The 11074-nt window shown below is 55.6% G+C and carries 10 protein-coding genes; 3 read left to right on the forward strand and 7 right to left on the reverse strand.

All coding sequences use genetic code 11. The annotated features are described in order from the left end of the window. Nucleotide 1: 1 nt before the first annotated feature. The 4 genes from ACHUEV_RS16085 to ACHUEV_RS16100 are packed head-to-tail and all read right to left on the reverse strand — an operon-like array spanning nt 2 to nt 3946. Nucleotides 2-748, reverse strand: coding sequence for an SDR family oxidoreductase (locus tag ACHUEV_RS16085; protein WP_394181656.1), 747 nt, complete (start codon nt 746-748; stop codon nt 2-4). Then, on the reverse strand, nt 745-2079 hold the full coding sequence (locus ACHUEV_RS16090) for an FAD-binding oxidoreductase (RefSeq protein ID WP_394181658.1): 1335 nt from the start codon (nt 2077-2079) through the stop codon (nt 745-747). The genes ACHUEV_RS16085 and ACHUEV_RS16090 overlap by 4 nt, the downstream gene beginning before the upstream one ends. Further along, nucleotides 2076-2498, reverse strand: a complete 423-nt coding sequence (locus tag ACHUEV_RS16095; protein WP_394181660.1) for a GtrA family protein — start codon at nt 2496-2498, stop codon at nt 2076-2078. The genes ACHUEV_RS16090 and ACHUEV_RS16095 overlap by 4 nt, the downstream gene beginning before the upstream one ends. Then, a complete protein-coding gene (locus tag ACHUEV_RS16100) occupies nt 2495-3946 on the reverse strand; it encodes a UbiA family prenyltransferase (protein WP_394181661.1) in 1452 nt (483 codons plus the stop codon). Before ACHUEV_RS16100 ends, ACHUEV_RS16095 begins: the two co-directional genes overlap by 4 nt. Before the next feature lie 211 nt (nt 3947-4157). Here ACHUEV_RS16100 and ACHUEV_RS16105 point away from each other — a divergent pair, with 211 nt between their 5' ends. After that, nucleotides 4158-5195: a glycosyltransferase family 2 protein gene (locus tag ACHUEV_RS16105; RefSeq protein ID WP_394181663.1), complete on the forward strand. Its 1038-nt coding sequence runs from the start codon at nt 4158-4160 to the stop codon at nt 5193-5195. A 91-nt stretch (nt 5196-5286) separates the two neighbouring features. Here the strand turns inward: ACHUEV_RS16105 and ACHUEV_RS16110 are convergent, their stop codons facing one another. Together ACHUEV_RS16110 and ACHUEV_RS16115 are read right to left on the reverse strand one after the other, a co-directional pair. Further along, nucleotides 5287-6378, reverse strand: coding sequence for a ParB/RepB/Spo0J family partition protein (locus tag ACHUEV_RS16110; RefSeq protein WP_394181665.1), 1092 nt, complete (start codon nt 6376-6378; stop codon nt 5287-5289). Nucleotides 6379-6388: 10 nt separating this feature from the next. Continuing rightward, on the reverse strand, nt 6389-7720 hold the full coding sequence (locus ACHUEV_RS16115) for an AAA family ATPase (RefSeq protein WP_394181667.1): 1332 nt from the start codon (nt 7718-7720) through the stop codon (nt 6389-6391). Nucleotides 7721-8195: 475 nt separating this feature from the next. Here ACHUEV_RS16115 and ACHUEV_RS16120 point away from each other — a divergent pair, with 475 nt between their 5' ends. Beyond that, nucleotides 8196-8879, forward strand: a complete 684-nt coding sequence (locus ACHUEV_RS16120) for a hypothetical protein (protein ID WP_394181669.1) — start codon at nt 8196-8198, stop codon at nt 8877-8879. 77 nt (nt 8880-8956) lie between these two features. Continuing rightward, complete coding sequence (locus ACHUEV_RS16125; RefSeq protein ID WP_394181671.1) at nt 8957-10039, forward strand: Fic family protein; 1083 nt, start codon at nt 8957-8959, stop codon at nt 10037-10039. Between the two features lie 4 nt (nt 10040-10043). On the opposite strand, the gene ACHUEV_RS16130 is transcribed toward ACHUEV_RS16125, so the two are convergent. After that, a complete protein-coding gene (locus tag ACHUEV_RS16130) occupies nt 10044-10985 on the reverse strand; it encodes a LysR family transcriptional regulator (protein ID WP_394181673.1) in 942 nt (313 codons plus the stop codon). Nucleotides 10986-11074: the final 89 nt, after the last annotated feature.

The raw sequence follows: 11074 nt of genomic DNA on the forward strand, positions 1-11074 counted from the left end.
GCTACAGGCTCATCTTTTTGAAGATGCGTTCCGGGATTGCGCGAATGATCCGCATGATCAGCCACCAAACCGGGCGCACATAGATCACATCGCGTTGGCGTTCGACGGCTTGGAACGTCTTTTCAGCGACTTCTTCGGGGGCGGCTGTCAGCGCCTTTGGCAGGTCCATGCCTTCGGTCATGCGGGTCGCGACAAAGCCGGGTTTGACAGTGACCACATGCACCCCTTGCTTAGCCAGCCGGTTACGTAGCCCCGACAGAAACGCGGTAAAGCCCGCCTTGGCCGAACCGTAGACGTAATTGGTTGCCCGCCCGCGGTCACCAGCGACCGAGCTAACGCCAACCAGCACCCCCTGCCCTGCGTCCGCCATCCGTTCTGCAAAGATGCCAAGCATCAACGCTGGCCCTTCGTAATTGGACCGCATGACGACTGCGGCGGCGTCTGGGTCTTTTTCATTGTCAGACTGTTCGCCCATTGCCCCGATAACCGAGATGACCACTGATGGCGCGGGGTCGATACTGTCGGCAAAGGCGGCCATCGCGCCGGTCTGAAGCACATCAAATTCGGTCAACGTCACATCGACGTTGTGGCGCAGGGCGATATCGCTGCGATTGGATTCGAGCCGTTCGACATTACGCGCGGCAAGGATGATGGGGTTTCCTGCCTGCGCAAATCGGTGCGCGATGGCCAGCCCAATGTCAGAGCCGCCCCCAAGGATAACGACAGGTTTCGTGGTCGGGCCGGTCATAAAAGTAGCCTTTCAGATTGTGCGGATGTGAATTGGTCATGCAGACCAGTATCATGCCGCATCTTGGTGAATGTGGTGGCGCGTGGATCGGCGCTATGCAGTGTTGTCGCGGCCATACGGGCGTCTTTTGCCAAATAAACGCGGCCCCCATGGGCGACTGTAATCGCGTCAAGCTTGTCCAGCAGGGTTAGCGTCCGCGCATTCGCCGGGAAATCAAGCGCGAGCGTGTAACCTTCCATCGGAAAGGAAAACCGGCTTTCTTGGGCGCCAAAGCGTTTGAGAACCGCCAAAAACGACCCCTGCCCCGTGCGGGCTGTTTCGGTCAGTATCTCGGTCAATCCGGCCTCTGATGTCGATAGCGGTAGAACGCATTGGTACTGCATAAACCCGCGACGCCCGTAGATCTTGTTCCAGCCCAAGATGCCGTCTAGCGGATAGAAATAGCTGTCCCAGTCAACAAAAGTCTCGCCAGCCGCGCGTTTGCCTTTGCGCCAGTACAGCGCATTAAAGGCTTTGACTGTCAGGCTGTTTAGCGCGGCAGATGGTGCATCAAACGGCACCGATTTTTTCGACTTATCTGGCGTCTTAAAGGGATGCAGCCGGTGCTGATGCGGTAAGTCGCTGTCGGTTGCATGTTCGCCCAGCATGACCAGCGATCGACCAAGGTCCGCACCAGTCGCCAAACAGTCGATCCATGCCACCGAATAGGTCGCGTCCTGTGCGGCTTCAAATGCGGCCATAGCGGATGACAGATTAGGGGTCACAATGGTTTGCTGCTTGATCCACGCACTTTGCACCGGGCGCAGCCGAACGGCGGCACGCAAGATTACCCCAGTTAGCCCCATGCCACCGATGGTCCATGCAAAAAGATCAGGATTTTCATCACGGCTTGCCCGCGTGATCTGACCATCTGCGCCGATCACGTCGATCCAATCAACAAATGATCCAAACGACCCATCGCTGTGGTGATTTTTACCATGCACATCAGCGGCAATGGCACCGCCAAGCGATACGAACTTGGTCCCGGGCGTCACATAGGGAAACCAACCGCGCGGCAGGAACGCATCGATAACATCGCCCAGTATCAAACCCGCCTCAGCCTCTAGCTGGCCTGTTTCGGGGTCAAAGGCGATCATCCGGTTCAACCTACGCATATCAATCGTGGCGGCGGCACCCATGGCGCTGTCACCATATGCGCGCCCATTGCCACGGGCGACCACGCCTTGCAGCTTTGCCAGATCACATGCCTCGGCCACTGTGCGCGGCGCGCCAAGCGGGCCGGGCCGCCGGGGGTAGCGCCCCCACCCCATAAGTTCAGAAGTACGCATCATGCGATCTTAGCACTTTCCGCGTCATTGAAAACAAAGCGGCGGTCCAATTGGTATTTGACGGTATAGCCAATAGCCAAGCCGATCACCGCCCCCAATTCACGCATCGCATCGGTGTGCCACGTCAGCCAAAACGCTGTCTCTGTGATCCAAAAGATCGCCGTCGTGATCAGGCCCATCGCGCTATAAAGCAGGAACTTTTTGCTATGCGCTGCCGCACCTGTCGATCGGTCCTCAAATATCCAGCGCTTATCCAGCACGTATTTCAACAGTAGCCCAACCAGCGTCCCTGAAAACACCGCAAACGCGAAACCAACTGCACCGTCATTTGCCGCCAATACGAGCCGCTGCATTGCGAGATTGGCAATGGTCGCCAGAACAGCAAAAGCCACGTAAAGGCCAAGATGGGAAAGGCGGCTCACCACAGGGCACCCAGAACGGCAAACCCAAAGATAAACAAGGCGCAAATAATCGAAATCCGGTCCCTTGCGGCAAAGACGACGGGATCATCATGCATCCAGCCACGGTGGGATATCATCACCATCCGGCTAAGCCAGTACAACAGAACAAGGCAAATCCCCCAAAGCGGAGCTGGATTTGAATACAGCCCAGAAACAGCGTCGGTATTCAAATAAAGCGCCATAACAAGCACCGAAACGTAGCCCGAAGACACCGCCATATTGGCAATCAAAGGCAGGTCGGTTGTCTGGTAACCACGGCCATGGGCCTTGCGCTGACCGGCGGCTTGGCTGGCCTTTAGTTCGGCCTGACGTTTCATCGCGGCAAGCGACAAAAAGAAGAAGATCGAAAAGGCCAGCAACCAGACTGACAGCGGGATCCCGGTCGCGACCCCACCTGCAATAATCCGCAGCGTATAAAGGCCCGCCAATGTACAAATATCGACGATCAATTCACGTTTCAGCCAAAAGGAATAGGCCGTCGTCACGGCGTAATAGAACAGCATCACCCCGACAAATTGCAGGTTCAAAAGCAGCGCCAAAGCAAAGCCAACAATCAGCAAAGTAGGTGCGATCAATGTGCCCCACAGCAAAGGTAAATCACCGCTCGCAAAGGGTCGCAGCCGTTTGCGCGGATGGACCCTGTCAGCGGCTAGATCGAGAAGATCATTCAACAAATAGACCGACGATGCGACCAGACTAAACACCACAAAACCCAGCATCGCTTGGCCAATAGTGACCAAGTTGAACTGATGCGCCGCCATCATGGGCAAGAAAACGAGAACGTTCTTCAACCATTGATGCGGGCGCATGGCCTTTATCAGCGGCTTTAGCCTGCTGCCGCGCGTTGTCAGATGCTCGACCCTGGCTGCCTGATCATCCACCCGTGCCGCAAGCGACGCAGACACATCTACCGTCACAGCGCAGGCCGCATCGCGCCAGATATCTAAATCTGCTTCGGCATCGCCGATATAGACAAAGCCGCCTTTGCCGTAGGTGTCATTCAGATGCGCGGCCTTATTTGGCCCTTTAAGGTTTCGCACCCCGTCAGAGCCGCAAACTTCGTCAAACAGCTCTAGATGCGACGCAATCTTTTCGACAACACGTTGATCGGATGCGGAAACAAGCGCGGTCCGGCCACCACGGCTACGCCAATCCTCAATGTATCTGATAACTTCTTGATTGTATGGCAGTAATTCAGGGCTAACCGTGCCCATTTCTTCGAGGGCACGTTTGAACGCAGCTTTACCTTTGAACAGGGCGCGCATTGCCGGAATGATATTCAGCCAGCGCACAGAAATGGCCGCCCAGAATGTCTCGAGCAGCATATCTGTATGGATCAAAGTATCATCTAGATCGACGACAAGCGTGACGCCTTCGACGCTGATCGCAAGACCTCGCGTATCATCCATAACCAACATCCCATCAAAAAATTCACTGCAAAAATGTACGCTCCGAAGACTAAAATGCGCCCTCGTCGAATAAAATTACACTGCCCGATTCGGGATTCTCGTTCAAGTCCCGCAACCTAATGGCTTGACAGGTCCTGTCGGACTGCGATCATTGCTGCATTCTTAATCGCTTATTTTTCAGTGTCCGGAACTTTGTTCTAAGGTTTTTTCAATGTCGCTTTCCAAGAACGAACAGGCCGACCTGTATCATTCAAATCAAGTTCTGGTTGTCATCCCCGCCCTGAACGAGGCCGATCATATAGAACAATGCCTTAGGTCCTTGATTGATGACGATCCGTTTATGGCGCGGGTTAAGATCGTTGTGGCAGATGGTGGCAGTACGGATGGCACCCAAGAGATCGTTGCGCAATTCACCCGCCACCATTCCGATCTGCACCTTGTCGATAACCCACAGCGTCTTCAGTCTGCCGGCATCAATATCGCGGTCACGCAATACGCCGCGCCACAGCATCGGCTGCTTATCCGCTGTGATGCCCATGCGATCTATCCCGTTAACTATGTCCGTAACATCGTCAGCGCATTTGAACGGCACCCAGAGGCAGCATCGGTAGCGACAGTGATGGACGCCAAAGGGTCATCATGTTTTCAACACGCATCTGCTTGGGTCGTAGACACGCCGCTAGGATCGGGTGGATCGGCACACCGTGGCGGATCAAAATCTGGCTGGGTCGATCACGCGCATCACGCAGGGTTTAGGCTAGACTGGTTTCAGCGCATCGGCGGGTATGATCCGGAATTTAGCCACAACGAGGACGCCGAATACGACCACCGTTTGGGGCTGGCAGGCGGACGGGTCTGGTTAGAGGCGGATATCCGGCTCGACTATCAAATGCGCCCTACCCCCGGTCGGTTGTTCCGCCAATATTGGACCTATGGCCGTGGGCGCGCGAAGACGGTTTTGAAACACAGCATGCGACCACGCCTGCGCCAAATCATTCCAGTCATCAATTTTGCGCTGATCGCGGACTGTCTGATTTTCGGAATTTTTTGGAAGCCACTGCTGATCTGGCCGGGCATTTATCTTGGCGCACTAATCGCTGTCTCATGCGTAGGCGCGATCAAAATGCGGTCCCCTTGCGGGGTTTGGGCGGGCGTTGTCTTAGGGATCCTACACAACGCATGGGCCGCCGGTTTTATATGGGAGGCGATAACGACCCAGATAGGCTCAAAACGTAAGGCAATAGGTTAAGAAGGCATCAAAAATACATATTTTTCATATAGTTAAGGTGCCTTCCTATCTGTTTTCCTAGACAAAACAGTGTTCTACGCTGGTAATCGCGTCAATCTAGCGCTGCAAGCAGCCTTGCGATGCCGTTTTCCAGCTTTTGCCGGTCAACGGCTGTCAGATCACGGTCCATTTTCAATGTCAGTTGCCCGACCCCTGCGACGCATTTCACCCGGTCGGCCCCTTCGCCGACTTCGAATGTGGTGCGTGGACGGCGGCCTGCGCCCTGCCCTGTTTCACTGGCTGCTTTGGTGGTTGTCCGCGCTGGTGTGTCCGCCACCATATCGCGGAGCACGCCGAGCTCATCAGCGACTGAACGGTTGTCCCAACCATCCAGCTTAGCCCGCAGTGCGCGCAGCGCCTTTGGGTCTGTCTCGATCAGCTTTAGGACAGCCAGCCCGAGATTACGCGACATTTCTTCGGGGTATTTGAGAACGCCATCGACCAAATCCATCAGCCGCGCAAATGATCTGATGTAGCTGCGGCGCTGATAGTTGGCAGATTGGAACAGCTCGGCAACCGCGTCATCGACATTCATCGGTGTGGTGTCAGGATCGGCGGCATATGCCTGCGCAGTTAGCGCCATTTCTGCAAATGACAAATCTTTACGGATCAGGTTTTCATCAACCATGCGACGGTACAATCCGGCGACACCTTCCCCGCGGGGAAGAATACCAGCAGGGATTTCGCCCCACCCTTCGCCATCCTCTGCAAGCAACGCGCGATAGGCTGACAGTCGACGGAAGCCTTGGATCAGTTCATATTTGCCGTCGTCGCGTTCTTCGACACGGATCGGGTTTGAAAGGCCCACGTCACGGATAGAGGTTACCAATTCGGACAGGTCCGGGTCTGGGCCCGGCTTGCGGTCGCGCACCAACGCCTGCGTTACGATAGCATCAAGCGGGATCATGGCGGTGACCAGCCCTGCCCGTTTCAGCGCGACGAACTCATGCGCAAGTGCGTCGTTTTCGGCTCTGATCTTTGCTTCGGCTGCGGCGCGTTCATTTAATGCACCCGCGTTTTCTGAAATTGCGCTGGCCATCGGACCTTTGCGACGTGTGCTGGCATCTGGGGTACTGACACGCGGCTTTTCAGGCTCGGCCATGTCGGGCATCGCGATGTCAAAAATGCGTTTCTTCTTGCTCATCTTCGGATCCTTATTCTGTCACATCTTCCCCGCGGGGAAGATCTTCTGCGGCCATCTTTTCCCACGCAGGAAGCATAGCATCGTGGAATTCGGTCCAAGCTTGATCAAACGATCCACGCGCACGGCGCCATGTTTCGCGCGTCATTTCCCGGTAGTCGATTTCATAAACCGAGCTAAGGAAGCGGTTGGATTGTTCGACAGCCCTTGTGGTTTCAATTGGGTGTTTTGCCAATCTATCGCCAAAGACCTGTTCAAATGCCTGATACATCGCGCGGTGCAAATCGTTGCCTTGTTCATAGCGCGTCAGCAAAAACCGGATTTCGCGGAATACTTTGGGCAGGTCGATCTTCCCCGCGGGGAAGGATCCGGTGAACCCGTCTGACAAATCCTCAAGCGCCTCGGCCAGCTGACCGATAAAGGATGTCGTGCTGTCGTATTCCCAATAGCCAGGACCGGATGGAATGCAGAGCATGTCGGCGGCGAACACAGCGTTCATCGACTGGTAGCCAATTGCTGGCGGGCAATCGAAAAAGATCAGGTCCCATGTGTCGTCAGGCAGCTGATCCAGATAGCGCGACACAGCCGCAAAGAACGACCATTCGGGGTTCAAGTGCCGGTACTGGGCGCTGGCGAATTCAACAAAGGCCGCGTTCGCACAGGATGGGATGATATCGATCGTGGGCCAGTTGGTTGGACGCACGAAGTCTCCGATGCGCAAATCCTGAAGGCCGAGCCCGCGAATTGAATCCGGGATTGACCGACGGGGCAGGGCGGTGCCGCTTTCGGCGGCAACGGGCGCTGCATTCATCCGATCTGTTTCGCGGACCAGATCGCGCGCCATGATGCCCCAGACGGTTTGTTCTTCGCTGACGTCAGTCAGCCCCATAGAGTGTGAGAGCGTGGCTTGGGGGTCAAAGTCGACCACCAGCACCCGGTAACCATCAAGTGCGGCGGCGTGCGCGAAGTGCAGAGCGACGGTAGATTTACCAGCACCGCCTTTGAAGTTGGCGATAGCAGTACGGAAAGCGCGGCCGGCAGGGCGGGCGGGCATCAGGGATTTACCCTTAACCTTCATCTTGCGGCGCAGGGTGTTCACCTCTTCTAATGAAAACCAACGCTGCCGCCCGTCTGGTTCGACCTTCCCCGCGGGGAAGGTGGGGTCAGCGGCAAGGCGCCCCCGAAAGGTAGACTGGTTCATCCCCAAGATCAGCTCTGACACTTCCCATGAGGAGAAGCGGCGCAGCACCTTTTGATCCTCTGGAGAGAAGGTCTGCTGGCGGATCCAGCTTTGCATTTTCAGTGAACGCGTTTGCATGTCACGCAGGTCTTCGTGTGTATACATTAGTTCCTCGGACGCTAATTCTTGTATAATTTTTAAATACGCCTAATTTGCACGTTGTGTCTACACGCGATATCGTTTTTTTATATCTTCCCCGTGGGGAAGGTCCCCAAGGAAAATAAGGGGCCGCAGGCAGGTGAACCGATTCGGAGCAATGAGGCTCTATCCTGCGGGTTGGTGACCATATTTAGGGGGACACGGGATGTGTTCTTCTAGCTGATGGGGGGACATCAAGACCCAATAGGGTGACACCCTGCATGTCCCCCTATACCATTATATATACCCATTTCTTTTTTCTTTGATTGGGAATGGGGTTGTAAAAACACGAATCCTTGACAATTCATCCCAACTCAACGCTAATCACGCCGAGGTTCGGAATAGCGTTGTAAATTCGTAAATCGACCGTACGGTTGGTACATAACAAATATACGAAGCAGCGTTCAAACTATCCGTGGCAGTGCCGCACGGGAGAGCAGTGATGCAGGTGAAAGCAACGGGGCCTAAGGCTTCCGTCGTCAAATATGATATTCTAACAGCCCTGATGACGCTGGGGCTGCATGATAAAGGTATTGATGGCCGCCTTGCGCAACGTCTGGCTTTGTTGATCACCGCACGGTTTAATTGGCAATCTGAGACATTCTGCGTTGGCTTGCGCGAGATTGCGCGGATGTGGTCTGTGACTGAGCGGACAACAAAACGCGAGCTGGCGCTTATGCGGGCGCGTGGGTGGATTTCTGTTCATCGCAATGCGGCGCGGGGCAGGGTGACAGAACATCGTGTGCATCTGAACGCTGTGCTGGACGCCACTCGTTTGTGCTGGCCACTGGTTGGCCCTGACTTTGTTGCACGGATGGGGCAGGGCCCCCAAGAACAGCCAGCGAGCGAAAACGTGGTACCCTTTGCCAAGGCGGGTGCAGAGGCCCCGCAAAACGACGGGACAATTTGGGCGGCTGCTTCGCGGGTGATGTTCGACAATGACCCGGCAGTGCATGCGGCGTGGTTTTCGAAGGTTACCGAAGTCGGTCGTGATGGTTCACGGTTAGAATTGGCGGCGCCAAGCGCCTTTGCTGCGCGTTATATTGAAACCCATTATGCGGGGCGTGTTTTGGCTGCGGTTACGGCCTGCGATCCAAGTGTGACGACGGTGCGGATCACTGGATAATGCTATGAAGTGATTGGCTGGGTTTTTCACATCAAAATAGTTCTTTATTTGATCTGAATAGCTGCTACAATCACCTCATGGTACAGATATGGCAGTCGGGGCTTTGGCCCAAGTTCATTTACGATCACGTAGCAGTGGAACCGCATTTGGCGGATGCGATGCAGGTTCTGGGCGAGGTGCAGGGCGTTCATGCTGGTATGGGGCCAGATGATCTGGCCGAGCTACGCCGCATGCAGATCGTGCAAGAGGCGCTTGCTTCGTTCGAGATTGAGGGCGTTACCCTTAACCATGATGAGATCGAAGCCTCTGTCATCGCGTCGATAAAACATCGCGAGGGTGCCGCTATTGCCCGCAGGTCTGATGCGATTGCGGCCTTGATGATGGCCGCCCGCAATGTGCAGGGACCTGTGACAGGGCAAGACCTGTGCGAATGGCATCGTTTGTTGTTCTATGGGATTGAGGTTGAAAACCTTGGTGCTTGGCGCGGTTTCGATATTGAGATCGTACGCTCTGCGACCGCAGGATCCCATGATGTGCTGTATAAGGCGCCGCCGCCTGATTTGGTGCCGGGGCATATGCAGGACTTTACCGCATGGTTGGCGGAGGAGGTCGCGTTGCCTGTGCCGATCCGCGCGGCGATTGCCCATTTGTGGTTTGAATCCATTCACCCGTTCTCGGATGGGAATGGCCGGATTGGCCGCGCGCTGATCGAGGCGGTTTTTGCCGCGTCTCATCCGCTGCCTTTTTCGCTGTCGCGTCAAATTGAGAAAGAAAAGCTGGATTACTACGCGGCCCTTCAGGCCGGTCGCCAAGAGGGCAGGGGGGGCATTGATGCGACCCCGTTTGTGGTCTGGTTCTTGAACACGCTGACCCGTGCCGCTGATGCTGGCCGGGCAGAGGCGATGTATTTGGTCCGTCGTAATCATTTCTTTGTGCGCCATGCGGCTGATCTAAACGCCCGTCAGCACAAGGCGCTGACGGCGGTGTTCGCGCAAGGTCCTGACCGAGTGATGCTTGGCCTAAGTGCGAAGGGGTATCGTAAGATTGCCAAAACCACAGCGCCCACTGCCACCCGCGATCTGGCGGCGCTGGAAAAGGCAGGGGTGCTGGAACGATCAGAGGCCGGCGGGCGTTCGACAAGCTATGAAATCTTGTACTGACGCATTATTTGCGTCGCCGCGGTTTTTCGGGATCTCGCATTTTGCCGGTGAAGGCCATTTCGATTTGTTGCCGTAGCCAGGCGTGTGCTTGGTCTTCTTCAAAGCGGCAGTGCCAGATCAGGTGGTTGGCGATTGGTGCGACTTCGAGTGGGACAGGTACCGTTGCCAGAGCGTAGCGCGATGCGAAGTATTCGCTGGCCCGGTGTGTGAAGACCCCGATCAGATCGGATTCCAACAGCAATTCGGGCACGATGGTGAAGCTCATCAATGTGGCTGCGATGGTGCGTTTGACCCCGTGTTCTGCGAGCACCGCATCAAAAGCGGCGCGGCGGTCGCTGGTCGAGCTTACGACAAGGTGGGAGTATTTGAGGATGTCATCGACGCTGGGCCGTTCCGTTTCTGCCAAAAGCGGATGATCCCGGCGGCATAGGCAGACAAATTGGTCTTCGTAGGCGAAGCTGCTTTTGAGATGTGGCGGCGTGCCGTCGATCCAACCCACAGCAAGGTCGATTTCGCCGTCTTCGATCAGGCGGGTGGCATAGTCCCGGTCGGTTGTCCGCAGGTTAACCACGATGCCCGGCGCGACCTTTCCCAGATGTTTGAGTAGCGGCAAGAACACAGGCAGGCTGAATCTGTCGGGCGCACCGATTGAAAAACTGGCTTGGGCGGTGGCGGGGTCGAAATCGGCCTTTGGTGTCACGCAGAATTTCACGTCTTGCACAATCCGGGCAACCAGCGGCGCAAGTTCTGCTGCGCGTGGTGTCGGGCTAAGCCCGTCGGGGGTGCGCACCAAAAGCGGGTCTTCGAACCGATCCCGCAGCCGTTTTAGGGAATTCGAAATTGCTGATTGTGTACGGCCCAGCCGTTCGCCTGTCCGCGTGACGCTACGCTCTTGGAGAAGAACGTGGAACACGACGAGAAGGTTGAGGTCAAAATTTGCAAGCATTTTCAATTCGCCATCATTTTAAATGATGTTTTAGAACACGAATATCCATTTTTCAAATGAATAGCCCTCAGGCAACATATGTGGAGGGA

The organism is Yoonia maritima (assembly GCF_043641945.1).
Classification (GTDB): Bacteria; Pseudomonadota; Alphaproteobacteria; order Rhodobacterales; family Rhodobacteraceae; genus Yoonia; species Yoonia maritima_B.

Bases quoted from the DNA above. Each gene is read 5' to 3' on its own strand.
- ACHUEV_RS16105 (WP_394181663.1), top strand. From the start codon at position 4,158: ATGTCGCTTTCCAAGAACGAACAGGCCGACCTGTATCATTCAAATCAA.
- ACHUEV_RS16085 (WP_394181656.1), bottom strand. From the start codon at position 748: ATGACCGGCCCGACCACGAAACCTGTCGTTATCCTTGGGGGCGGCTCT.
- ACHUEV_RS16100 (WP_394181661.1), bottom strand. From the start codon at position 3,946: ATGGATGATACGCGAGGTCTTGCGATCAGCGTCGAAGGCGTCACGCTT.
- ACHUEV_RS16120 (WP_394181669.1), top strand. From the start codon at position 8,196: ATGCAGGTGAAAGCAACGGGGCCTAAGGCTTCCGTCGTCAAATATGAT.
- ACHUEV_RS16090 (WP_394181658.1), bottom strand. From the start codon at position 2,079: ATGATGCGTACTTCTGAACTTATGGGGTGGGGGCGCTACCCCCGGCGG.
- ACHUEV_RS16115 (WP_394181667.1), bottom strand. From the start codon at position 7,720: ATGTATACACACGAAGACCTGCGTGACATGCAAACGCGTTCACTGAAA.
- ACHUEV_RS16125 (WP_394181671.1), top strand. From the start codon at position 8,957: ATGGTACAGATATGGCAGTCGGGGCTTTGGCCCAAGTTCATTTACGAT.
- ACHUEV_RS16130 (WP_394181673.1), bottom strand. From the start codon at position 10,985: ATGCTTGCAAATTTTGACCTCAACCTTCTCGTCGTGTTCCACGTTCTT.
- ACHUEV_RS16110 (WP_394181665.1), bottom strand. From the start codon at position 6,378: ATGAGCAAGAAGAAACGCATTTTTGACATCGCGATGCCCGACATGGCC.